Source organism: Sphingomonas sp. R647 (genome assembly GCF_020177055.1).
GTDB lineage: Bacteria > Pseudomonadota > Alphaproteobacteria > Sphingomonadales > Sphingomonadaceae > Sphingomonas.
This window is the reverse complement of sequence record NZ_JAIQXT010000005.1, coordinates 302,546-326,645: the sequence shown is the minus strand read 5'-3', so window position 1 is coordinate 326,645 and position 24,100 is coordinate 302,546. Positions and strand designations below refer to the sequence as shown.

Here is a 24,100-nt window from a genome sequence, read left to right as displayed (position 1 = left end):
CGGTAGAGGCAAATTTAGTTGCTGGATTGGGCTTTGAAAGCTGCAACCAGCACCACAACCGCTGCGATCAAGAGCATGCCGACAATGGCCAGCAGAACAGGCTCAGCGGTCGGTTGGAACGAGCCAAACGCATCGCTTTTCAAAAGCACGATCATCGCGAAAATCATCGCTGTCAGATTTGGCATGAGCCACTGCCAGCGAGGAAGCGTGATTGGCTTTTGAAGGTCAATGCGCATGGCCTATTCCTACTCCGCCGCGATCGCGTGGCCGTCCTCGCCGAAGCCAAGATCCTCATTGGTCTTGAGTTCGACATTGAGGCCGAGCGAGCGCATTTCCTTGACGAGCACGTTGAAGCTCTCGGGGATGCCGGCCTCGAACGTGTCGTCACCCTTGACGATCGCCTCATAGACCTTGGTGCGGCCGACCACGTCGTCGGACTTCACCGTCAGCATTTCCTGCAGCGTGTAGGCGGCACCGTACGCCTGCAGCGCCCAGACCTCCATTTCGCCGAAGCGCTGGCCACCGAACTGCGCCTTACCGCCCAGCGGCTGCTGGGTGACGAGCGAGTACGGACCGATCGACCGTGCGTGGATCTTGTCGTCGACCAGGTGGTGCAGCTTGAGCACATACTTGTACCCGACGGTCACCTTGCGGTCGAACATGTCGCCCGTGCGTCCATCGAACAGGTCGACCTGGCCGCTCTCGTCCAGTCCGGCGAGCCGGAGCATGTCGGTCACGTCCGCTTCGACCGCGCCGTCGAACACCGGGGTGCCCATCGGAACGCCGCCACGGACATTCTGCGCCAGATCGATCAGCGATGCGGTGTCGCGGCTCTTGATCTGCTCGGCATAGTTGTCGCCGTAGATTTCGAGCAGCAGTTCCTTGACCGCTTCGGGGGCTTCGCCCGCCTGCGGGTTCGGATTTGCCTCACGCCATGCGTCCAGCGCCTCGCCGATCTTCTTGCCCAGACCGCGCGCGGCCCAGCCAAGATGCGTTTCGAAGATCTGTCCGACGTTCATACGCGACGGCACGCCCAGCGGGTTGAGCACGAAGTCGACCGGAGTCCCGTCCTCAAGGAACGGCATGTCCTCCTGCGGCAGGATGCGGCTGATGATGCCCTTGTTACCGTGACGGCCGGCCATCTTGTCGCCCGGCTGCAGCTTGCGCTTCACCGCGACGAACACCTTGACCATCTTCAGCACGCCCGGCGGCAGCTCGTCGCCCCGCTCGAGCTTCTCGCGGCGGTCCTCGAACTTGTCCTTGATGCGCTTGACGGCCTCGTCATACTGCGCCTTGACCGTCTCCAGATCGCCCTGGACCTTGTCGTCCTGGACGGCGAACTTCCACCACTCGTGGCGGTCGACGCTGTCGAGCAGATCCTGATCGATCTCGGAGCCCTTCTTCAGGCCCTTCGGCACGCCGGTCGCGACCTGACCGAGCAGCATCTCGCGCAGCCGCGACCAGGTGGCGCGGTTGAGGATGTTGCGCTCGTCGTCGCTGTCCTTCTTCAGGCGCTCGATCTCTTCGCGCTCGATCGCCATCGCGCGCTCGTCCTTGTCGATGCCGTGACGATTGAAGACGCGGACGTCGACGATCGTACCGGCAACGCCCGGCGGCAGGCGAAGCGAGGTGTCACGCACGTCGCTGGCCTTTTCACCGAAGATCGCGCGGAGCAGCTTCTCTTCCGGCGTCATCGGGCTCTCGCCCTTCGGCGTGATCTTGCCGACCAGAATGTCGCCCGGCTCAACCTCGGCGCCGATGTACACGATGCCCGCCTCGTCGAGGTTGCGCAGCGCTTCTTCACCGACGTTCGGGATGTCGCGGGTGATGTCCTCCGGCCCCAGCTTGGTGTCGCGGGCCATCACTTCGAACTCGTCGATATGGATCGACGTGAACACGTCGTCCTTCACGATCCGCTCGTTGATGAGGATCGAATCCTCATAGTTGTAGCCGTTCCACGGCATGAACGCGACGAGCACGTTGCGGCCCAGCGCCAGCTCGCCGAACTCGGTCGACGGGCCGTCGGCGATGATGTCGCCGGCATTGACCAGATCGCCCACCTTCACCAGCGGACGCTGGTTGATGCAGGTCGACTGGTTCGAACGCTCGAACTTCATCAGCGTGTAAATGTCGACGCCGCTTTCTTCCGCCGACACTTCGCCGGTGGCGCGGATGACGATACGGCTGGCATCGACCTGATCGACGACGCCGCCACGGCGTGCACCGATTGCGGCGCCCGAGTCACGGGCGACGGTCTCTTCCATACCGGTGCCGACGAACGGTGCCTCGGCCTTGACCAGCGGCACCGCCTGGCGCTGCATGTTCGAGCCCATGAGCGCGCGGTTGGCGTCGTCATTTTCCAGGAACGGGATCAGCGATGCAGCGACCGAAACCAGCTGCTTCGGCGACACGTCCATCAGCGTGACCGTGTCGGGCAGCGCCATCAGGAACTCGCCCGCCTGACGCGCCGAGACCAGATCCTCGGTGAAGCGCTTCTCACTATCGGTTTCGGCCGAAGCCTGCGCGATGGTGTGCTTGGCCTCTTCCATTGCCGACAGATAGACGACCTCGTCGGTCACCTTGCCGTCGATCACCTTGCGGTACGGCGTCTCGATGAAGCCGTACTTGTTCACGCGGCTGAAGGTCGCGAGGCTGTTGATCAGACCGATGTTCGGGCCTTCCGGCGTCTCAATCGGGCAGATGCGGCCATAATGGGTCGGGTGAACGTCGCGGACTTCGAAGCCAGCGCGCTCACGCGTCAGACCGCCCGGGCCAAGCGCCGACACGCGGCGCTTGTGGGTGACTTCGGACAGCGGGTTGGTCTGATCCATGAACTGCGACAGCTGCGACGAGCCAAAGAACTCGCGCACCGCGGCAACCGCAGGCTTCGCGTTGATCAGGTCGTTCGGCATGACCGTCGAGACGTCGACCGACGACATGCGCTCCTTGACCGCACGCTCCATGCGCAGCAGGCCGACGCGATACTGGTTCTCCAGCAACTCGCCCACCGAACGCACGCGGCGGTTGCCGAGGTTGTCGATGTCGTCGACTTCGCCCTTGCCGTCCTTGAGGTCGACCAGCGTCTTGACCACCGCGAGGATGTCGTCGACGCGCAGCGTCGTCACCGTGTCCTCGGCGTCGAGGTCGAGGCGCATGTTCAGCTTCACGCGGCCCACGGCCGACAGGTCGTAGCGCTCCGGATCGAAGAACAGGCCGCCGAACAGCGACTCTGCAGTCTCAAGCGTCGGCGGCTCGCCGGGGCGCATGACGCGATAGATGTCGGACAGCGCCTGCTCGCGCTCTTCGGCCTTGTCGACCTTGAGCGTGTTGCGGATCCAGGGACCGGTCGAAATGTGGTCGATGTCGAGCAGCTCGATGCGATCGATGCCGGCCTTGTCGAGCAGTTCGAGATTTTCGGCCGACACTTCGTCGCCCGCCTCGATGTAGATCTCGCCGGTCGACTCGTTGATCAGGTCGAACGCGCTGTAGCGGCCGAAGATTTCCTCGGTCGGGATCAGCAGCGTCTCAAGACCGTCCTTGCCCGCCTTGTTGGCAGCGCGCGGGCTGATCTTCTGGCCCGCGGGGAAGATCACTTCGCCCGACTTGGCGTCGACGATGTCGAACATCGGCTTGGCACCGCGCCAGTTTTCCGGCGCGAACGGGATCTGCCAGCCACCTGGACCGCGCACATAGGTGACGGTGTTGTAGAAGTGGTTGAGGATCTGTTCGCTGTTCAGGCCCAGCGCATACAGCAGCGTCGTGACCGGCAGCTTGCGCTTGCGGTCGATACGGACGTTGACGATGTCCTTGGCGTCGAACTCGAAGTCGAGCCACGAGCCGCGATACGGGATCACGCGTGCGGCGAAGAGGTACTTGCCCGACGCGTGGGTCTTGCCGCGATCATGGTCGAACAGGACGCCCGGCGAACGGTGCATCTGCGACACGATCACGCGCTCGGTGCCGTTGATGAAGAAGGTGCCGTTGCCCGTCATCAGGGGCATGTCGCCCATGTAGACGTCCTGCTCCTTGATATCGAGGACCGAGCGGGCATCGGTATCGGGATCGACCTCGAACACGATCAGGCGAAGGGTAACGCGCATCGGCGCGGCGTAAGTGATGCCGCGCTGACGGCATTCCTCGACGTCGAACTTGGGATGCTCAAGCTCGTAGGTCACGAAGTCGAGCTCGGCCGTGCCGGCGAAGTCGCGGATCGGGAACACGCTGCGCAGCGTCTTTTCCAGGCCCGAAACATAACCGATCGACGGGTCCGACCGCAGGAACTGTTCGTAGGATTCGCGCTGAACCTCGATCAGGTTCGGCATCTGCACGACCTCGTGGAGATCGCCGAACACTTTGCGGATGCGGCGCTTTGCAGTGCCGCTGGAGCTCGCGCGGGTTGCCGCGCCAACTTCGGTCGCCTTGGTTGCCATGTGCTGTTTTCGCCTTCTCAGCCTGAATTTCGCCCCGGTATCCGCCGGGACAGGCACGCAAACAGACGCGAAAAGGGCCGAGCGATTCCCTTCGTCGAAACGGGGAAAAACTCAGCCTCTCAAGCGTCTATGATACCCGTCCGGTCCATTCGTACGGCGCGCTGCGCGACGGCACACCATGTCCCGACCGGACGGGGTAGGGCCGCGATATAGGCCGGGGCAGGGCGAGTGTCAAACGCATGCGCCTTAAAGGCTTGCCCAAGCCGGGACCTTCGTCTAGCCACGCTCGCTCGCTGCCCCTGTGGCGAAATGGTAGACGCAGTCGACTCAAAATCGACCGCCGCAAGGCATGCTGGTTCGAGTCCGGCCAGGGGCACCACCACCTTCATCCGAACAATGCGATCGCGGCACGCGTCCGGCTGGTGTGGCTGGTCCTGTGTCGGGGGCCAGCGCTGGCTCGCCCGTACTATTCCCGCTTCCACAAGACGCTCGATCTGTTCTTCGTCGAGCCCGCAGTCGCGCGGCACCTGGCGGCCGGTGCCGCAACAGGCGTCTCGCCCGAACGGTGGATGCTGGCGCCGGAAACCGATGCAGCGGGGCAAGTCGAGCTACCAGATGGTCAGCCGGGTCACCATGATCTGCTTTGCGGTGCGATAAACCGGCTGGAAGGGGCGCGCATCGGCGATGCGCGCCCCCCATTCGCTTAGAAGTCGGCGGTAACCGACAGTTTGAATGTGCGCGGCAGCCCTTGCAGCAGCGACGCATCGAAGGTCGGGAAGCTGGTGAACGACGCCGCCCAGTAACGATCGTTGAGCACGTTATCGACATTGGCGCGGAAGGTGATCGGGCTGCCGCCCATCACCGTCACGAACCGCGCGCCAAGGTCGAAGCGGGTCCATGCGCCCAATTCCAGCGTGTTGCGCATCGTCACCATCTGCGGCCCGGTGTGCATCACGCGGCCGGTGAGCGTGAGGCCGCCGATGACGTCCCATTCGACATTGGCGTTGGCGGTATAGTCGGGCACGCCCACCGCCTTCATGCCGTTCAGCGTCGCGTCGGCGTTGCGCGTCAGCTTGGCATCGTTGATCGCGGCACCGGCGATGACGCGCAGCCCCTCGGTCAGCTCCCCGTCGAGCGACAGTTCGACGCCCTGATTGCGCTGCTCACCCTCGATCACAAAGATGCGCGTCGGTCCGGCGGTCGGCACCGGCGTGATGTTGCGGGTAAAGGCATTGGGGCGCTTGAGCTGGTAGAAGGCGAGGGAGGCGTTGAAATTCCCGATCGCCGCCTTGCCGCCGAACTCATATTGGGTGGTCTTGAACGGCGCGAACACCTCGCCCGAGTTGATCACCGCGGCATCCACCGGAGCGACGCTGCCGGCGACCAGTCCCTCGATGCGGTTGGCGTAAAGCGAGATGCCCTCGCTCGGCTTGATGACAAGCCCGACGATCGGCGTGGTCGTGCCCTTCTGGTACCGGCTGGTCTGTCCGCCCGGCGCGATCGTGCCGGTCTGGTTATAGGCGTAGCGGCGATCCTTGATGATCTGGTGGCGCGCACCGACCGTCAGGAACACCATGTCGTCGGCAAAGCCCAGCGTGTCGGAGACGTAGAAGCTGTGATAGCGGGTCCGTGCGACCGGGAAAGGATCGACCAGATTGCCGCCACGCACGGCGTTCTCCGCCGGACGCGCGACCTGAACCGGGTTGTAGATGTTGGTCGTGTAGGTGTCGTAGCGTTGATAGGCGTTGCGGTTGACCTGCCAGCTGAGCGAGAAACCAAGGTTCAACTGGTGCGAAATGCCCGCCGTGTCGCCCTTGACGCGGAAACCCGCCTGCGCCGCCTCATTATTGTCGGTACGCGGCGTGAACTGCGCGTTGGCGCTGACCGCAGCGCCCGTCGCCAGGTTGGTGAGCGTAACCGCGTTGAGCGACACGCCTGCCTCCATCCCGTCGCGCGCGCCGAACGAGGCATAGAACATCGCCTTGTCGGTCAGGTCATATTCCAGCCCGACAATCCCGAACACGTCGCGCTGTTCATAGGTCTGCCATTGCTGCGAGTAATTGACATTGCCGCGCGGCACTTCGGGGATCACGGTGGTCGTCGTGGGGATCGCGACCTTGTGGCGCAGGCCGCGTACGAACAGCCGCTGATAGGCGAAGTCGGCGGTCAGCCGCAGGCCGCCCGAGTTCCAGTCGAAGCTCGCGCCCAGCACCGTCGCGCGGCGGAACTCGTCATCGACCGCGGTGTCGCCGGCGCGGAACGCGCCGTTGAGGCGGACGCCGAATGCGCCGTCGCCGAAGCGCCGCCCGAAATCAAACGCGCCGCCGAAATGCGCCGTACCCGCATAGTTGAGCGTGACACGGTTGAGATCCTTGTCACCCGCGCGCTTCGAGATGAGGTTGATACCCCCGCCCAGACCCGATCCGCCCGGTGCCGCGCCATTCAGAAACGCACTGGCACCGTTGAGCACCTGAACCTGATCATAGAGTTCGGGCGCGACCAACTGACGCGGGGTCAGGCCGTACATGCCGTTGAATCCGATATCGTCCGACGCAAGGTTGAACCCGCGGACCACGAACAGCTCGGCGGGCGTGCCGAAGGCGGTGCTGACGCGGATCGCCGGATCGTTTTCGAGAACCTGGCCCAACGTCTGCGGTTGCTGGTTGAGGATCAGCGCGGCGTTGTAGCTCTTGACCGAAAAGGGCGTGTCCATTGCGTCCTGATCGCCGAGCGCGCCCAGCTTGCCGCTCCGGCTGACCTGGCTCTGGTTGTCGCGCTGCGCGGTGATCAGCACTTCGTCGTCGCTCTGCGCCTCCTGCGCGAACGCCGGCCCTCCCGCCAGCATCGCGGCAGTCATCGCGAAGAGGCCGACCCCGCGCAGTGCATTCGTTCTCGAAACCATGATACTTCCCCCGAGTTGGTTGTGTCTTCCCTCCCGATACGGCTGGATCAGGGTCCAAGCCTGTTATCGCAGGATCAGCATGTCGGCCTGAACTGGCCCGCGGAACATCCAGTTTGCACAGATGCAAGGGACCAATTGGGTAACTGCTTCACAGCGGCGGGTAAGTCGCTCAGCCGAAACGCTGAACGCCGCCGACAATGGTGCGTAGCACTGACATACTGTTGAGCAAATGCGAATCAGTCGCGACTAGGCCTTGGTGTTCCAGCGATAACGGCGAGGACGGTCATGCGATCGCTCATGCTTGTGTTTGCCTGGCCGTCACCTTCCATCCAGGGGCTGGATCAGCAAACATCCAATTGTGTTGGGACTCGCGGGACCAGTGCTGTTCACCCCGCCGCCTTGCGCAGCGCGGCAATGGCAGTGCGTGCCTCATGCTCGTTGAGGCTGGCAAAGCCGATGCGCAGGCCGCGCGGGGCATCGTCGCGGGTCATGAACGACCGCGATGCGGCAAAGCGCAGCCCCATCGCTGCAGCGCGAGCCTCCATCGTATCGAGGTCGGTGTTGGGAAAACGCAACCAGAAGGCCAGCCCGCCATCAGGCATCCGATAGTCGACCAGGTCACCCAGGCCGCGATCGATCTCCTTCGCGAAATTCTCCCGGCGCTTGGCATAGACCTGCCGCACCTTGCGCGCATGTCGGCGCAGCTCGCCATTCTCGATCAGCTCCGCAGCGGCATTTTCGGTCAGGGTATTCCCCATGCCGTCGGTCAGCGAGACCATATGCGCGATTGCGTCGATCACCGGCGGCGGCGCGGCGACATAGCCGATGCGCAATGCGGGCAGCAGCAGCTTCGACATCGACCCGACATAGATGACATGGCCGGGACCATAGCCCGCCATCGGCAACAGTGGCTGTGATTCGAAGTGGAATTCGTGGTCGTAATCATCCTCGATGATTGCAAAGCCGAACTGGTGGGCGAGTTCGAGCAACCGCAGCCGCCGCTCGGGGCGCAGCGATACGGTGGTGGGGAATTGGTGGTGCGGCGTCAGGAACACCGCGCGCACGGCATTGCGGCGGCACGCGCGCTCGACCGCCGCGACGTCGATCCCGTCCTCATCCAGCCCGACCGAGACGATGTTCGCGCCCAGCGACCGGCACGCTGCGACTGCGGGCTCATAGGTCAGCGCCTCGACCACGACCGTATCGCCCGGTCGGACCAGCACGTGCGCGGCGAGGAAGATGCCGTTCTGGCTGCCGCGCGTGATGCAGATATTCTCGGCCGTCACAGGGAGGCCGCGCTGGCTCTTGAGCATCGTCGCGATGCTCTCCCGTAGCGTCAGCGAGCCGCGCGGATTGCCGTATTGGAACAGGTTTTCGCGTGACGCGCGCTGCGCGGCTGCGCGATAGGCGCGGGCGAGCAGGTCGGCGGGGAACAGGCGACCGTCGGGCGCGCCCTCGTCGAGCTTGAGGCCGGGGCCGGAGGGGAGGGCGAGCGGACGTTCGGGCGGCGGGGCGTAGCGATAGTCGATCGGCACGTCGCTCATCGTCGCCTCGACACCGGCGCGCTGACGGGTCACGGGCTCGGGCAATGAGGCCGAAACCATCGTCCCGCGCGTGCCCGCCGAATCCAGCCAGCCCTGCGCGATCAGGTCTTCATAGGCCAGCACGACGGTCTTGCGGTTGACGCCCAGGATCGTCGCAAGTTCGCGGCTGCTGGGAAGATAGGTGCCCGATGTCAGCCGCCCACGTTCGATGTCGCGGATCAGCGCCTGAATGATCTGCATATAGATCGGAACATCGCGCGACGGATCGATGCGATCCCCCAGGCTGACTTGCCACGGTCGCAGCATTGGACCATCTCCATTGCAATAAATTGGCCTATGATGGTACCAACGCTAACTGTAACCTCGCTGTCATGCAACCGGGGGTGGACCATCGGTCTTTTGTGAATTGGTGCTTGTCCCTGCCCCAGCGTTCGGAAACAAAGGGGGCTACTGATTGCGGGTAATGAGGCAGATGAGCGACGCGGACGGCATGACGGGGGTACAGGTTCCGCTGTTCGAACGGTTCGGTGACGCCGATGTTCGCGCGCTGGTCGAGGGGTATCCGCTCGCCTGGGTGTGCGGCGGGGCGGCTGCAGCGCTGGAGTCGAGCCAGTTGCCGCTGATCGGCGTGTTCGATGAAGCCGGGCATCTGGTCGAACTGATCGGGCATCTGATGCGCTCCAACCCGCTGCATGCGGCGCTGAGCGACGATCCGCGCGCGACGATCCTGTTTTCCGGGCCGCAAGCCTATGTCAGCCCGGAACATGCGCGACGCCGCAACTGGGCGCCCACCTGGAACTATGCGCAGCTGACGGTTCGCGCGGAGATCGCGTTCGACAGCGCTCTCACCGAATATGCGCTCAAGGTGCTGATCGACGCGATGGAGGCGGGCCGCGCCGCGCCATGGGGCGTGGAAGAGCTTGGCCCGCGCTACTACGCGATGCTCGACCGGATCATCGGCTTTCGCGCGCGCGTGACCAGCGTGTCGGGCAAGTTCAAACTTGGGCAGGACGAGGATGATGCGACGCTGGGCGCGATCCTCGAGACGCTGCCCGATGGCGACATGGCGGCGTGGATGCGCCGGTTCAACCGGGGGCGGTAGGGAATGCGGCGGGGGGCGAACATCGGGATCGGAATGGCGGCGGCGCTGCTGACCGCTCCCTTTGCCGGCGCGCAGTCGGTTGCCCCGTGGAAGCAGGACCCGTTCCCCAGCCGCTATCAGGCCCCAGCACCCGACGACATGCTGCTGCGCGGCGCGACCGTGCTCGATGGCGCCGGCGGGCGAATCGACGACGGTGATGTGCTGATACGCGGCGACAAGATCGTGGCGGTAGGCAAGGGACTGGCCAATCCGGGCGTGCGAGAGGTGAATGCCAAGGGCCGCTGGATCACGCCGGGCGTGATCGACGTCCACAGCCACGACGGCACCTATGTGCTCCCCCTCACCGCGATCGACCGTGAGGCAAGCGACGTTTCCGAAGTCGCAACCCCCGACAGCGCCGACACCTGGATCGAGACCGCGGTGAACCCGCAGGATATGGCGTTCGATCGCGCATTGGCGGCGGGGGTGACGACGATCCAGATCCTGCCCGGATCGACCCCGATCTTCGCGGGCCGGTCGGTGGTGGTAAAACCGGTGCGCGCACCGACCGTCTGGGGGATGAAGGCCGTGGGCGGCGTTCAGGGATTCAAGATGGCGTGCGGCGAAAACCCCAAAAGCTGGGGTGCCGATGACAAGAATGATGGCCCGACCAGCCGACAGGGCGTCGTCGCATTCATGCGCCAGTCGTTCAGCGACGCACAGGCGTATAAGCGCGCGGTCGACCGCGGCGCGGCGATCAAACGCGACCTCAAGCTAGAGACGCTCGCCGGGATTTTGTCCGGCGATATCCGGGTCAATTTTCATTGCTATCGCGCCAACGACATCGCGTCGGTGCTAGCGGTGGCGAAGGAATTCGGCTTCACCATCGGCGCAATCCACCATGCGACCGAAGCGTACAAGATCCCTGGCCTTTTGCGCGCGGCGGGGACGTGCGCTGCGGTCTGGGCGGATTGGTGGGGGTTCAAGATGGAAGCGCAGGACGCTGTGCGCGCCGAAGCCCCGCTGCTCGAACGTGCAGGCGTCTGCGTGATGATGCACTCGGACTCCCCCGCCGATGGCCAGCGGCTCAACATCGCTGCGGCGAAAGCGGCGGCGGCAGGGCGGCGCATCGGGATCGCGACTCCGCCTGAAGTGATGATCAAATGGACCACCAGCAATCCGGCGCGGCTGCTGGGGCTCGACAAGCGCGTCGGCACGCTTGCACCGGGCTATCAGGCCGATGTGGTACTGTGGTCAGGCGATCCGTTCAGCATCTACGCCAAGGCTGATCTGGTGCTGATCGACGGCGCGGTCGCCTATGATCGCAGCCGCCCGCCAGCGGTGCCGGTCTCCGATTTTGAGGCCGGCCGCGGGGGTGCAAAACCATGATGCGCCTCGCTCCGCTGATCGCGCTGGTCATCGCCGCGCCCGTGTCCGCGCAAACGATCGCGGTGACTCATGCCGAGGCATGGACGCTCGAGGGCGAAACCCCCGTGCGCGATGCGACAATCGTGATCGCGGGGGGCAAGATCGTCTCGGTCACGCCCGGCGGCGCGGTGCCGGACGGCGCGACGGTCATCGACGCGCGGGGCAGGCCGGTGACGCCGGGGCTGGTCAACGCCGCGACCCAGATCGGACTGGTCGAGGTCTCGGGATCGGGCGACACCCGCGACATGGCGTCCGCCGACGAGCGCAATGCCGGGTTCGACATGAGCAGCGCGCTCAATGGCAATTCGACGTTGGTGAGTTTGGCGCGCGCCGATGGCATCACCCGCGCTCTGATCTATCCATCGCCGTCGCGCTTCGCCCCGTTCAACGGCGAGGCGAGCATGGCGCGGCTGCGCGAGGGGGTCGACATTCTCGATGCCGCCGATGTCGGCGTCTATGCGGTGATCGGCGGTGGGGCGTGGGACCGGCTGGGGTCGCGTGCGGTGCAATGGGCGGCGCTGCGCAAGGCGCTGGTCGATGCGCGACCCGCACTGACCCCGGAAAAGGGCAAGTGGAAGAAGGGCAAGCATGACGGCCCGCCGCCCCCCGGCAAGCGCGCGGGCGAAGCGCTGATCCGCGCCGTGCTGCGCGGCGACGTCCCGATTGCCATCCAGACCCATCGCGAAAGCGACATCCGTCAGGCCGCGGCGCTGGCCCGCGAGTTCGGCATTCGCGTCGTGATCGTCGGCGGGACCGAGGCGTGGCGCGCGGCGGATGTGCTCGCTGCGGCCAACGTCGCGGTAGTGCTCGACCCGCAGATCAATCTGCCCGGCAGCTTCGACCAGCTCGGCGCGCGGCAGGACAATGCAACCCTGCTCCGCCGTGCGGGCGTTGCCGTTGCGATCGGTCAGGCGGGCGGGGCGATCCACAGCGATTACAATGCCGGCATGGCGCTGCGCGAAGGCGCGGGGATCGCGGTTGCCAATGGCCTGAGCTGGATCGAGGCGCTGCGTTCGGTCACCACCGCGCCGCTCGCCATCTGGGGCCGGGGTGGCGGGACGCTGGTGCCGGGTGCCGATGCGGATCTGGTCGTGTGGGACGGCGATCCGCTGGAGCCGTCGACCAATGCCGTGCGGGTGATCGTTGAGGGGCGCGCGGTGTCGAACCGATCGCGCCAGGACGTGCTCGCCGAACGCTACAAGGATGTGCGCTGATGGATGTGTTGCTGATTGGATGCGGGCGGATGGGCGGCGCGATGGCGCGCGGCTGGCGCGGCACGCACCGCGTGCTGGTGTTCGATCCGATGGCGACCGACCTGCCCGAGGGCGGCGAGCGGGTCGATGCGTTCGCCGATATCGAGCCGGGCGGCGATCTCGCGGTCGTGCTGGCGGTCAAGCCGCAGGTCTTCCCCGCGATCGGTGACTCGCTGCGCTCGCTTGCCGCGCGCGACGCCCTGTTCGTGTCGATCATGGCCGGGATCACGCTGCAAGGACTGGGCGACGCGCTGGGCAGCGGTCGCGTGGTGCGGACGATGCCCAACACGCCAGCGGCGATCGGGCAGGGGATCACCGCAGCGGTGTCCGGACGCGATGTGCGGATGAGCGACTTCGCCACGGTCAACCAGCTGCTCGCCCCGACCGGTCCGGTCGTCTGGCTCGACGACGAGCGCCAGATCGATGCGGTGACCGCATTATCGGGCAGCGGACCTGCCTATTTCTTCCGCTTCACCGAAGCGTTGGCCAAAGCAGGGACACAGGCCGGCCTTCCCGCCGACCTCGCGATGCAGCTGGCTCGCGCGACCTTCACCGGTGCGGCGGCGCTGGCGGGCGCCGACCCCGCCGAGCTGGCCGAGCTGCGCAAACAGGTGACCAGCCCCGGTGGCACTACCGCGGCTGGGCTGATGCAGATGGATCAGGACGATGCGATCGACCGGCTGGCCCGGGCGGTTGTCGATGCGGCGGCGGCACGTTCGCGCGAACTCGCCGGATAGCGGCCACGGGCAGTATTCACCGCGCGCATCGGCATCTGACCTGATTGGTGCGCATGGAAATCCGGTCTTGGCCCGTGTCGACCCGGAGGCGGGCGGGTTAGGGTCGGCGTGTCGGTTTCGGGGGAAGCATATGGTTTGGGGTGCGCTGGCACTGGTCTCATTGCTGGCGTTGGCTGCGCCCGCGCTGGCCAGGGACGACCTGCCGATGAAGGAGCGCCGGACCCTCAGCTATGAGGTGTCGAGCGGCACCTTCATGTCGCTGGCGGTGTCGCCCGACGGCAAGACGATCCTGTTCGACATGCTGGGCGAGCTTTACGCGATGCCCGCGACCGGTGGCCGCGCGATCCCGATCGCTCAGGGACTCGCGTTCGAGGTTCAGCCGACCTTCTCCCCCGACGGCCAGTGGATCGCCTATGTCAGCGACCGGTCAGGCGGCGACAATGTGTGGATCGCCCGCACCGATGGCAGCGGCGCGCGCCGGATCACGGACGAGGACGAAGGCGCGGTGCGCACCTCGCCCGAATGGAGCGCGGACGGCAAGTCGGTCTATGTCAGCCGCCACCGCATTCGTGTCGGCCATTACGAGCTGTGGCGCCACCCGGTCGATGGCAGGCCGGGTGAACTCGTCGCCCCGATCAAGACCGCGCGCGGCGCGCAAAGCACATTGGGCGTGTCGCCCTCGCGCGATGGCAAATATCTCTATTTCGCGCGCACCATCGCTGATTCATCCTTCGACCAGCCGGTCGCGTGGACGATCGTCCGCCGCGACATTGCCACCGGTGCCGAACAGCCGGTCATCACCAACTCGGGCGCGCGTGAGGCGGCCAAGGAAACCTTCTTTCGCCCCGCCATCTCGCCCGATGGCAGGCTGCTCGCTTATGCCACGCGGCGCATGGCAGAAACGCGGCTGCGGGTGCGTGACCTTGCTACCGGGCTCGACCGCGACCTCGGCCCCGCGCCGCTCGACCTGATGAACGGGGCTGCGTGGATGGACCTGATCCCGCGCTACACCTTTACGCCCGACAACAAGGCGATCCTGATCGCAGTGGACGGCAGGATCGAGCGTCGCCCGGTCGATGGATCGGCGGCGACTCCGATTCCCTTCACTGCGAAGCTCGACCTTGAAGTCGGGATGCCGACGCGCATCGCGGTGCGCGAGCCGACTGGCCCTGTGCGCGCCAAACTCCCGATGGGGACCAGCCCGTCGCCGGATGGCCAGCGGGTCGCATTCGCGGCGCTCGGCAGCATCTATGTCCAGCCGGTTGCGGGCGGGCCATCGCTGCGCCTGCCGATCAGCGGCGACCCCGCGTCCCAGCCGGGGTGGAGCCCCGATGGCAAACGCATCGCCTATGTCACCTGGAGCGAGCGCGACGGTGGCGCGGTGTGGAGCGTCGCGGCGGACGGCAAGGGCGCGCCGGTGAAGCTGAGCGCGCTGTCCGCCTTCTACACCTGGCCCGCCTTCACGCCCGACGGGCGCAGCGTGGTGACGGTGCGCTCGGCGGCGGCGGCGCGGCAGTTGAGCGGTTACATCGTCTCGCCGCTGCGCGACGGCGAACTGGTTGCGTTCCCCGCCAGCGGCGGCGCCGTGCGGGTCGTCGCGCGGGGCATTCTGGGTCAGCGCCCGCATTTCACGCGCGCGGCACCGGGCGCCGCGCATGTGATGAGTGACGATGGCCTGATCGCCATCGACCTTGCCACTGGCGCCAAGCGCGATGTCGCCAAGCTGCTGACCCAGAATTACTATTTCACCGAAGCCCCGGCGAAGATGGACGATATTCGGATCAGTCCGGACGGCAAATGGCTGGCGGCGCAGGCGCGCGAACAGCTCTATTTGCTCCCCGTTCCCGCCGATCCTGAACAGCCGGTAGACCTCGCCGCAGCGGATAGCCCCGCGCGGCAGGTCACCGATATCGGGGCGAACTACTACGACTGGCGCAGCGATGGTGCGCTGGTCTGGTCGGTTGGCAATTTCCTCCAAATCCTGCCCGACGCAAGCGCGCCCGTGCCGACCAGCCATGTCGAGCTGATCGCGGAACTGCCCCGCGCCCGTCCGCAAGGGAGCATCCTGCTGCGGGGCGGACGCGCACTCACGATGGCGGGCGGTAACCGGATCATCGAGAATGCCGACATCCTGATCACCGGCGACCGCATCGCCGCGATCGGGCCGCGTGGCAGCTTCACCGTGCCCGCCGGTACCCCGGAGCGTGAGCTGGGCGGCAAGACCATCGCGCCCGGCCTGATCGACGATCACGACCATATCGGCTCGATCCGCCGCTATGCGCTTGCCTATGAGGACACATCGATGCGCGCGCGGCTCGCCTTTGGCGTGACCACCGCGTTCGACCCCTCGACCCTGAGCATCGACCAGATCGCCTATCAGGATTTGATCGACGCCGGCCTGATGGTCGCGCCGCGGCTGCGCTCGACCGGCCCCGGCATCTTCGCGCGCGAACGCTTCACCTCGCAGGAACAGGTGCGCGCGATGCTGCGCCGCTACAGCGAAGCGTGGGGCCTGACCAGCATCAAGCAATATCGCGGCGAGAGCCGCACGGTGCGCCAATGGATCGCGATGGAGGCGCGCGCGCAGGGCCTGATCCCGACCACCGAGGGCAGCCACAACCCCAAGCTGATCCTGAGCCAACTGCTCGACGGCTATGCCGGCAGCGAGCATGCGCTCCCGATCGCGCCGTTGCAGGAGGATGTCCTCAAGCTGTTCGCGCTGACCCGTACCAGCTATGTCGCGACCCTGCTCGTCAACACCAGCGGCCCCGCCGCCCGGCACCATTTCGTCGCCAAATACGACCCGGCGCTCGATCCCAAGGTCCGCCGCTTCTGGCCGCCCGCGACGATCGCGGCGAAGCTGGCCCAGCGCGACTGGTCCTCGCTCGCCGCCAGCCGTGCGCCCGTGCTGGCCAGGGATACCGCGCGCCTTGCCGAAGCCGGCGCACTGGTGGGCATGGGCGCGCATGGCGACGATCCCGGCATTGGTTATCATTACGAGATGGAGGCGCATGTCCTTGGCGGGATGACGCCGATCGCGGTGCTCCACGCCGCGACTGCGGGCGCGGCCGAGGTGATCGGGCGGCTCGGCGACATGGGCACGCTGGAGGTTGGCAAATATGCCGATCTGGTGGTGTTCGACCGCGATCCGTTGACCGATATCCGCAACACGCGGTCGGTCAGCCTGGTGATGCGCGGTGGCCAGTTGTTCGACGCCGACACGCTCGACGAACTCTGGCCGCAACGGCGCAAACTGCCCGCGCCGTGGTTCGCGGGCGAGGAGAAGGAAACCCAGTGGCTACCGGACCCGTGACGATCGACCCCGAAATCCGTGTCTTCCTCGATGCGATGTCCGCGCGCTGGGCCGCGCATCCGCCGCTCGGGTCGCTCGACTACCCCGGCCAGCGCGCGGTGTGCGAAGCAGTGCGGTCGCGCTGGGCCGAGGGTGGGCCAGCGATGGCGCGGACCGTAGAGCGGGTGTTCGATCCCGGCGCCGGGTGGCTGCGCATCCGCGTCTATCTGCCCGAAGGCGCGCGTGAGCCTGCGCCGGCTCTGGTCTATCTGCACGGTGGCGGGTTCACCCTGTTCTCGATCGACACGCATGACCGGCTGATGCGCGAATATGCCGCCGCCGGGGGCTTTGCGGTGGTCGGCGTCGATTATCCGCTGTCGCCCGAGCATAAATATCCGGTCGCGCTCGATCGGATCGCGGCGTTGATGCTGTGGCTGCGCGAGCATGGCGACGATCTGGGTATCGATGGCAGCCGTCTGGCGATGGGCGGGGATTCGGCGGGGGCGAACCTCAGCTTCGCCACCGCGCTGCGCCTGCGTGAGCAAGGCGAGGGCGGGGTGGTGCGTTCGATCCTGTCCAACTACGGCTATTTCTCGAACGTGATTTCCGACAAGGCGGAAGCGACGTTCGGCGGGCCGACCTCCAACCTCGATCGCGACGAGGCGCTGGCCTATTACGCCAATTACCTGACCGACATGGCGCGCGAATGCGCCGACCCGCTGGTCTGCCCGCTGCTGGCCGACATGGCCGGAATGCCGCCGGTATTCCTGGTGATCCCGCAATGCGACCTGCTCACCGAACAGTCGGTGGCGATGGCCGCGCGGCTGCGTGCGGCGGGGGTCGCCACGGCGGACAAGATCTACCCCGGCGCGACGCACAGCTTTCTCGAAGCCATGTCGGTGGCGGCGGTGGCGCGGGAGGCGATTGCCGACGGTGCGCGCTTTGTGGCGAAGAGTCTGGAATAGCGCGCCCGGCGTTGGTCCCCGACAGTTCCGGAAAGTGGAGGTTTGGCGGTCCACCCCGTTGCGCCAGACAAGGCCGCATGACCGCATCGACCTCTGCGCCGACGCTTCGTCGGTCGATCCTGAAGCTGCACCGCTGGCTCAGCCTCGGTGCGGCGGTGTTCTGGCTGCTTCAGGCGCTGACCGGCGTGCTGATCGTCTTCCATTGGGAGATCACCGACGCAGGCATTTCGTCGCTGCACCGCCCGACCGATCTTGCCGCGATCGAACGGCGGATCGACGCGCTGGTGCCGCAGGGGGGCAAGGTCGCGTCGATCTGGACCGCAGCGGGCGCGCCGGACCGCTATAATGTCCATTTTGAGGATGCGCAGGGGACCAGCGCCTCGGCCCGGATCGCTGGCGACGGCACCGTGCTCCACGCGCCCAAGCCCGATGAGGAAAGCCTGATGGGCTTCCTCGTCGGCTTTCATCACGACCTGCTCGGCGCGTGGGGCAGCTGGCTGGTGTCGATCAGCGGCGTCCTGCTCTGCACCAACCTGATCCTCGGTATCATCGCCGCCTGGCCACGGCGCGGGACGTGGGGGCGTGCCTTGCGCCCGGCGATGCGCGGCCCTGCCGCCCCACGGCTGTACAGCTGGCACCGCGCGCTCGGCCTGTGGGTCGGCATCCCCGCACTCGTCATCGCGGCGACCGGAACGCTGCTCAAGTTTGAGGACGGCGTTGGCGATCTGGTCGGGGCGGCGCCGGTCGCGATGCCCGCAGTCGCGCCAACCGGTGCGCCGATCGGCTTTGCCGCAGCGGCGCGGGCCGGGCTCGAGGCACTGCCGGGCAGCAGCCTGACCCAGGTCGCCTGGCCCAAGCCTGACGACGCAACCTGGCGCGTCCGGCTGCGCGCGCCCGACGAACTGCGCCGCGCCTATGGCGGGAGCTATGTGCTGGTCGATGCGAATAACGGGCAGGTGCGCGGCGTCTTCCCGATCGCTGAGGCGAGCGCGGCGAACCGGTTCATGAGCGCACTATTCCCAATCCACACCGGCGAGGCAGGCGGGCTGATCGGCCGGATCCTTTCGATCGCGATCGGCCTGTGGCTGATCACGATGATCGTCGCCGGCGTGTTGCTCTGGCTCAAGCGCCGCAAGCCGCGCCGGGCGGCGTAACCGCCGACTGTTCCAACCCCTGTTGATGTTGAGACCCGATGCTGCTTCCCTTCCTCGCCCTGACCGCACTCGAGCCGCCACGCGACGAACGCGAAGGGCAGACGCACACCCATCGCACGCTTCCTGCGCAGGAAGGGGGTGACAACAAGCCGTGGAACTTCGAAGTCGTCTATACCGCCGAACTCATGGGAAACGCGGCGGGCGGGGTGGAGCGGGGGGCGCGCTACCTCGACAATCTCGACATCGTGTTCGACGCCGATCTTGAACGGATGGTCGGTTGGAGCGGCGCGCAATTGTGGCTCTACGGCCTCTACAACAACGGCAATTCGATCAGCGATCTGGTCGGCGATGCGCAGGCGGTCAGCAATATCGAAACCGGTACCCGCGCGATCCGGCTGTATGAGGCGTGGATCGACCAGAAGGTCGGCGACGAGGCCTCGCTGCGCGTCGGGCTCTACGACCTCAACTCCGAATTCGACGCGCTCGACGCATCGGGACTGTTCGTCAGCAGTCCGCACGGCATCGGCACCGATTTCGCGCAGAGCGGGCAAAATGGTCCGTCGATCTTCCCGTCCACCTCGCTCGCCGCGCGCGTTGCCTTTACCCCGGCGGAGGGCTGGGCGGTGCGCGCGGCGGTGCTCGACGGCGTTCCCGGCGACCCGGCACGGCCGGCGCGCACGGCGGTCACGCTGGGCAAGGGCGATGGCGCGTTGCTGGTCGGCGAGGTCGAAGCGCCGCTCGCCGGGGGCAAGCTGTTGCTCGGCCATTGGCGCTACACTGCGGCGTTCGATCGCACCGACGGGGCGGGCGCGGAAACCGGCAACTCGGGCAGCTATGTCCGCGCACAGCTCCCGCTCGCGCGGCGCGACGACGGCACGCTCGACGCCTTCATCCGCGCCGGGGTCGCGAGCAGCCGGTTCAATCCGTTCGACCGGTTCCTCAGCGGCGGGCTCAACTTCACCGGCTGGGTCAAGGGGCGCGACGAGGACGCGTTCGGCATCGCGATCGCCGCAGCGTTCACCGCCGATCCCTATCGCGCCGCGACTGGCGCGGCGGCGTCCGAAGTCGCCGTCGAACTCACCTATCGCGCACAGGTCACACCTTGGCTCGCGATCCAGCCCAACGCCCATTATGTCCGCCGCCCGTCCGCCGACCCCGGCGTCGCCGATGCAGTGGTGCTGGGCGTGCGCACCGAATGGAGCCTGCACGCGCTGCTGAACTAGCGTGCTGTCCCGGCCGGCTAACGCAAGACGCCGCGCAGGGCGATCCGCGACAGATTATCGACGATGTCGGGCACCGCCAGCGGGCCATCGGGGCGGTGCCAGCGCGCCAGCCACAGGATGATCCCCATGATCGCCGACGTCGCCATCCGCGTGTCGACATCGGCCAGCCCGCCCGCCGCCTTGATCTCGTCCAGCGTGGTGCGGACGAAGCTGGAATAGGCGGCCTTGCGCGCCTTGATCTGCGCCGCCTTGTCGGGGCTCAGGCCGCTGGTTTCCTCAAGGATGATGGTCAGCGGGTTGCCGACCGGGGTCGTCACCTGCATCACGCTTTGCAAATGGCCGCGCACGATCGCCGTCAGCCGCTCGACCGGGTCGGCGATCGTCCGCGCCGGAGCGACCACATCCTCCTCCAGCCGCTCCATGCTGAACGACATCAGCGTGAATAGCAGCTCCTCCTTGCTCGCCACGAAGTGATACAGGCCAGCCTTGGTGATCCCCACCGCTTCGGCGATGTTGGCCATCGACGTCGCGGCAAAGCCCCGCGTGCAAAAGAGCTGCGCTGCGTGGACGTAGATCTGCTCGCGCCGTCCGATGATGGCGGGTGTGCCGGTCGTATGTTCCTGCCACATCGCGTCGTTCATCGTCTCGTTCGTAACCGTTCGCTCTGCGCTTTCCTACCCCGGGGCGACAGGTTTTCCCCTCTGGACAAGCGTGTTTCCGCCGGTTACCTACCGGTCGGTAAGTAGCGTGTAAAGGGCACAGACCCGTTACGCTGCTGGTGAACAGGGAGAGGATAGGGCGATGGCTCGATATGCAACCTTGCTGCTTTGCACGGCACTGACCGCACCGACTGCGGCGCTTGCGCAGACCGCACCCACCACTGCGAGCGATGCCGCGCAGGACGTCACGGATGACGCCGATGTCGTCGTCACCGCGCGCAAGCGTGAAGAGCGGCTGATCGACGTTCCGACCGCGGCGACTGTACTGACCGGCAGCGCGATTGCGGATCGTGGCGGCGCGACCAACCCGGTCGAGCTGCTCGGCGGCCAGCCCAGCGTCCGTATCCTCGACACCGGTTCGGCGATGACCAATGAGGTGTCGCTGCGCGGATCGCCGACCACGCGCGGCACATCGGGCGACCCCAGCGTTGGCCTGTTCCGCGACGGCGCCTATATCGGCGGCGGCGGCTTTTCCGGGCGCAGCTTTTCGCGCATCGACCTGTTCGACATCGACCGGGTCGAGGTGCTGCGCGGCACCCAGGGCGCGCTGTACGGCCGCAACTCGGTCGGCGGGGCGGTCAACATCGTCTCGGCCAAGCCCGAGTTCGAGAATAGCGGCTTTGCCAATGCCCGCTACGCCATCGAGAATGAGCAGTTCCAGCTGCAGGGCGTCACCAATGTGAAGCTGTCGGATGCGCTGGCGATCCGGGTCGGCGTCGATTTCGTGACGCAGGGCGGTGGCTTCTTCCGCAACGATTTTCTGGGCACGGTGCTCGACCGCAATGACTCGACCGGCATCCGCGGCCAGATCCGCTGGAAGCAGGGTGGTACCGACCTGGTCGTGCGCGGCGAGACGTGGCGTGGCTTCGTTCCCGCGATCGCCTTCCGCGCCTATATCGATCCGCCGCGCGCCGGCTTCCCGCGCGGCTATATCCAGCCCGAGCGTACCTATCCCTGGTCGACCGACGCCTTCTCGCGGCAGGAGGTGACGAGCTGGATGGGTGAGCTCAATCAGGAACTCGGCTTTGCCAAGCTCCGCTCGGTGACCCAGTATCGCAAACGCAAGGCCGACTATGCGCTCGATCTCGACGGACTGAACCCTGAGCTGCTCGCGCAGCTGCGCGCCGATGGCACGGTAACCAGCACCACCGTCGACCCCCGTCAGGCGCAGGAGCGGGAGGAGGATGCGCAATTCTTCACCCAGGACCTGAACCTGACCGGCGAAGTCGGCGACGGCGCCCTCAAATGGCTCGCGGGCCTCGAATATTTCCACCTGCGCAGCAATTCGGAACAGCGCACGCTGCGCACCCCGACTACGGCCAATCCCTCGCCCGGCAACCGCCAGCCGTTGCGGACCACGTTCGATAGCTGGGCGGTCTATGGCTCGCTCGACTATGCGCTGACCTCGACGCTCAACGTGATCGGGGAGGTGCGGCAGACGTGGGACGAGAAGAGCGCGACCTCGCGCCGCTTCGACCTCGCGACCGGATTGCCCTCGGGCGGCACCGGCTTTGTCGTCGACTTCGCCAATGCCCCCAGCAATTTCAGCTATAACGCGACGCTGTCATGGCGCCCGCAGCCGGCGATGACGCTCTATGGCAAGGTTGGCAGCTCCTATCGCGCCGGCGGGTTCAACCAGGATCTCGGCCCGGCGACCCAGCCGATCCCGATCCCGGCGGCCTATGATGACGAGCGCAGCACCTCGATCGAGCTGGGTGCGAAGGGGCGGATCGCGCGCGGCACGACCTTCGGCATCGCGGCCTATCAGACCTACAGCACCGACATCATCGTTGCGCTCAACAATGGCTGTTTCATCGGCAGCACCGTGTGCAACAGCTCGCCCGTCACCTTCTCCAGCAATGCGGGCAAGGCGCGGATCTGGGGTGCGGAGGCCGAGCTTGCGTCGCGGATCGCGCTGGGATCGGGCAACCTTCAGCTGTCGGCGAATGGCTCCTATCAAAAGGGGCGCGTGACCGACGGTCCGTTCGACGGACAACTGCTGCCCCAGATTCCGCGCTGGACCTTCGCCGCCAACGCCACGCTCAACGCGCCGCTGTCGGGCGACGTGAGCATGCTGGTCAACGTCAACTATAACGGCCAGCGCGGTGGCGTGCACGATCTGGTCGCCCCCGGTGCGCCGGCCCCATTCGACATGGACAAGATCGACCTGCTCAACGCGCGTGCCTCCGTGCGTTTGGGCGGGCTGGAAGCGGGCGTGTTCGTGTCCAATCTCACCGACGCCACCTATGACGTGTTTCGCGGCGCGGGTGCGCGACGGCTGAACCCGCCGCGCAACTGGGGCGTCCAGCTCGGCTATCGCTGGTGAGGCTGCGCTTCGCCCTGCTCGCCTGCGTTCTGCCGGTCGCGCCGGGCGCGCAGGCGCAGGCGTTGAGCCCGGCCTGCGCCGCAGCGGCGGCCTATTCCGACGCGCATCGCGGGCGCGCCGTGCTGATCCTCAAGGACGGCCGCCCGGTCTGCGAAGCCTATGGCGCGGGGACAGGCGCTGAGGACGCGCATCCGCTCTATTCCGGCACCAAGACGATGGCCGGGGCGATGGCGGTGCTCGCCGCGCAGGACGGGTTGCTCGACCTCGATGAGCCGGTCTCGGCGACGTTGGCCGAATGGCGCGACGGGACCGATCGGCAAAGCGTCACCATCCGCCATCTGCTCACGCTGAGTTCTGGCATCGACAGCGTCGTCGGTCGCCCGCCCGATTATGCGCAGGCGGTGGAGCTGCGTCCGGCGGCGGCGCCGGGGACGCGCTTCGCCTATGGCCCGGGACCGTTCCAGATTTTCGGAGAGGTGATGCGGCGCAAGCTAGCCGCGCGGGGCATGGATGCCGACCCCGCCAAGTGGCTGATACAGCGGCTGTTTGCCCCCGCCGGCATCCGGGTCGGGCAATGGCGCCGCACCCCGGACGGCAACCCGCTGCTGCCACAGGGCCTGTCGCTCACCGCGCGTGACTGGGCGCGGTTTGGCGAATGGGTGCGGCGGGACGGGGTGATCGATGGCAAGCCCTCGCTCGCGCCACAGCGTCTGGCGGCGTTCCATCAGCCATCCCCGGCCTTGCCCGGCTATGGCCTGACCTGGTGGCTTCCAGCAAAGCTACAGGCGCTGGCGCCCGATCGCACGCCGCGCGCGGTGGGGCGGCTCGATTTCGCCGCCGCAGGGGCGCTGCCCGACGATCTGCTGATGGCGGCGGGTGCCGGGGATCAGCGGCTCTATGTGTCGAAGCGGCTCGGCATCACCGTGGTGCGCCTGGCGCAGCTGTCGCTGGCCGATGCCAGCGCTGCGCGCGCAGCGGGGGAAGGCTGGTCCGACGGCGCCTTCCTGCGGCTTGCCTTCCAGACGGTTCAGCCAACGACGGAGTAA

General features: G+C 66.5%; 16 protein-coding genes and 1 tRNA gene. 12 read left to right on the top strand and 5 right to left on the bottom strand.

Annotated features, from left to right (window positions below):
* Window positions 1-14: 14 nt before the first annotated feature.
* Both K9B35_RS14625 and rpoB read right to left on the bottom strand, forming a co-directional pair.
* On the bottom strand, window positions 15-236 hold the full coding sequence (locus K9B35_RS14625) for a hypothetical protein (RefSeq protein WP_224922694.1): 222 nt from the start codon (window positions 234-236) through the stop codon (window positions 15-17).
* A 9-nt stretch (window positions 237-245) separates the two neighbouring features.
* Entirely contained in the window at window positions 246-4,430 is a 4,185-nt protein-coding gene (gene rpoB, locus K9B35_RS14620) for a DNA-directed RNA polymerase subunit beta (RefSeq protein WP_224922692.1), read from the bottom strand.
* Window positions 4,431-4,725: 295 nt separating this feature from the next.
* On the opposite strand from rpoB, the gene K9B35_RS14615 reads away from it, so the two are divergent.
* Window positions 4,726-4,809, top strand: a tRNA-Leu gene (locus K9B35_RS14615).
* 43 nt (window positions 4,810-4,852) lie between these two features.
* Complete coding sequence (locus tag K9B35_RS14610) at window positions 4,853-5,137, top strand: hypothetical protein (RefSeq protein WP_224922690.1); 285 nt, start codon at window positions 4,853-4,855, stop codon at window positions 5,135-5,137.
* Here K9B35_RS14610 and K9B35_RS14605 read toward each other — a convergent pair.
* Together K9B35_RS14605 and K9B35_RS14600 are read right to left on the bottom strand one after the other, a co-directional pair.
* A complete protein-coding gene (locus K9B35_RS14605) occupies window positions 5,134-7,332 on the bottom strand; it encodes a TonB-dependent receptor (protein ID WP_224922688.1) in 2,199 nt (732 codons plus the stop codon). The genes K9B35_RS14610 and K9B35_RS14605 overlap by 4 nt on opposite strands.
* Window positions 7,333-7,718: 386 nt before the next feature.
* The gene (locus K9B35_RS14600; protein WP_224922686.1) at window positions 7,719-9,182 is read right to left on the bottom strand and encodes a PLP-dependent aminotransferase family protein; all 1,464 of its coding nucleotides are present in this window, start codon (window positions 9,180-9,182) and stop codon (window positions 7,719-7,721) included.
* A gap of 166 nt (window positions 9,183-9,348) precedes the next feature.
* On the opposite strand from K9B35_RS14600, the gene K9B35_RS14595 reads away from it, so the two are divergent.
* The 8 genes from K9B35_RS14595 (at window position 9,349) to K9B35_RS14560 (ending at window position 20,009) form a co-directional block, all read left to right on the top strand.
* The gene (locus tag K9B35_RS14595) at window positions 9,349-9,978 is read left to right on the top strand and encodes an FMN-binding negative transcriptional regulator (protein ID WP_224922685.1); all 630 of its coding nucleotides are present in this window, start codon (window positions 9,349-9,351) and stop codon (window positions 9,976-9,978) included.
* Window positions 9,979-9,981: 3 nt separating this feature from the next.
* Window positions 9,982-11,346, top strand: a complete 1,365-nt coding sequence (locus K9B35_RS14590; RefSeq protein ID WP_224922683.1) for an amidohydrolase family protein — start codon at window positions 9,982-9,984, stop codon at window positions 11,344-11,346.
* Entirely contained in the window at window positions 11,343-12,599 is a 1,257-nt protein-coding gene (locus K9B35_RS14585; RefSeq protein WP_224922681.1) for an amidohydrolase family protein, read from the top strand. The genes K9B35_RS14590 and K9B35_RS14585 overlap by 4 nt, the downstream gene beginning before the upstream one ends.
* Window positions 12,599-13,375 (top strand): pyrroline-5-carboxylate reductase, encoded by a 777-nt coding sequence (gene proC / locus K9B35_RS14580; protein ID WP_224922679.1) that lies wholly within the window; start codon window positions 12,599-12,601, stop codon window positions 13,373-13,375. Before K9B35_RS14585 ends, proC begins: the two co-directional genes overlap by 1 nt.
* Window positions 13,376-13,505: 130 nt before the next feature.
* The gene (locus K9B35_RS14575) at window positions 13,506-16,688 is read left to right on the top strand and encodes an amidohydrolase family protein (RefSeq protein WP_224922677.1); all 3,183 of its coding nucleotides are present in this window, start codon (window positions 13,506-13,508) and stop codon (window positions 16,686-16,688) included.
* Window positions 16,670-17,632: an alpha/beta hydrolase fold domain-containing protein gene (locus K9B35_RS14570; protein WP_224922675.1), complete on the top strand. Its 963-nt coding sequence runs from the start codon at window positions 16,670-16,672 to the stop codon at window positions 17,630-17,632. The genes K9B35_RS14575 and K9B35_RS14570 overlap by 19 nt, the downstream gene beginning before the upstream one ends.
* 77 nt (window positions 17,633-17,709) lie before the next feature.
* Window positions 17,710-18,786 (top strand): PepSY-associated TM helix domain-containing protein, encoded by a 1,077-nt coding sequence (locus K9B35_RS14565; protein ID WP_224922673.1) that lies wholly within the window; start codon window positions 17,710-17,712, stop codon window positions 18,784-18,786.
* A gap of 38 nt (window positions 18,787-18,824) precedes the next feature.
* Window positions 18,825-20,009, top strand: coding sequence for a carbohydrate porin (locus K9B35_RS14560; RefSeq protein ID WP_224922671.1), 1,185 nt, complete (start codon window positions 18,825-18,827; stop codon window positions 20,007-20,009).
* Between the two features lie 17 nt (window positions 20,010-20,026).
* Here the strand turns inward: K9B35_RS14560 and K9B35_RS14555 are convergent, their stop codons facing one another.
* Window positions 20,027-20,650 (bottom strand): TetR/AcrR family transcriptional regulator, encoded by a 624-nt coding sequence (locus tag K9B35_RS14555; RefSeq protein WP_224922669.1) that lies wholly within the window; start codon window positions 20,648-20,650, stop codon window positions 20,027-20,029.
* Window positions 20,651-20,810: 160 nt separating this feature from the next.
* Between K9B35_RS14555 and K9B35_RS14550 the strand changes: the two genes are divergently transcribed.
* Entirely contained in the window at window positions 20,811-23,054 is a 2,244-nt protein-coding gene (locus K9B35_RS14550) for a TonB-dependent receptor (protein WP_224922668.1), read from the top strand.
* Complete coding sequence (locus tag K9B35_RS14545; protein WP_224922666.1) at window positions 23,051-24,100, top strand: serine hydrolase domain-containing protein; 1,050 nt, start codon at window positions 23,051-23,053, stop codon at window positions 24,098-24,100. Before K9B35_RS14550 ends, K9B35_RS14545 begins: the two co-directional genes overlap by 4 nt.

Coding starts and splice junctions, on each gene's coding strand:
- rpoB (WP_224922692.1), bottom strand. CDS start 4,430: ATGGCAACCAAGGCGACCGAAGTTGGCGCGGCAACCCGCGCGAGCTCC.
- K9B35_RS14595 (WP_224922685.1), top strand. CDS start 9,349: ATGAGCGACGCGGACGGCATGACGGGGGTACAGGTTCCGCTGTTCGAA.
- K9B35_RS14550 (WP_224922668.1), top strand. CDS start 20,811: ATGGCTCGATATGCAACCTTGCTGCTTTGCACGGCACTGACCGCACCG.
- proC (WP_224922679.1), top strand. CDS start 12,599: ATGGATGTGTTGCTGATTGGATGCGGGCGGATGGGCGGCGCGATGGCG.
- K9B35_RS14585 (WP_224922681.1), top strand. CDS start 11,343: ATGATGCGCCTCGCTCCGCTGATCGCGCTGGTCATCGCCGCGCCCGTG.
- K9B35_RS14605 (WP_224922688.1), bottom strand. CDS start 7,332: ATGGTTTCGAGAACGAATGCACTGCGCGGGGTCGGCCTCTTCGCGATG.
- K9B35_RS14555 (WP_224922669.1), bottom strand. CDS start 20,650: ATGAACGACGCGATGTGGCAGGAACATACGACCGGCACACCCGCCATC.
- K9B35_RS14600 (WP_224922686.1), bottom strand. CDS start 9,182: ATGCTGCGACCGTGGCAAGTCAGCCTGGGGGATCGCATCGATCCGTCG.
- K9B35_RS14590 (WP_224922683.1), top strand. CDS start 9,982: ATGCGGCGGGGGGCGAACATCGGGATCGGAATGGCGGCGGCGCTGCTG.
- K9B35_RS14625 (WP_224922694.1), bottom strand. CDS start 236: ATGCGCATTGACCTTCAAAAGCCAATCACGCTTCCTCGCTGGCAGTGG.
- K9B35_RS14565 (WP_224922673.1), top strand. CDS start 17,710: ATGACCGCATCGACCTCTGCGCCGACGCTTCGTCGGTCGATCCTGAAG.
- K9B35_RS14575 (WP_224922677.1), top strand. CDS start 13,506: ATGGTTTGGGGTGCGCTGGCACTGGTCTCATTGCTGGCGTTGGCTGCG.
- K9B35_RS14560 (WP_224922671.1), top strand. CDS start 18,825: ATGCTGCTTCCCTTCCTCGCCCTGACCGCACTCGAGCCGCCACGCGAC.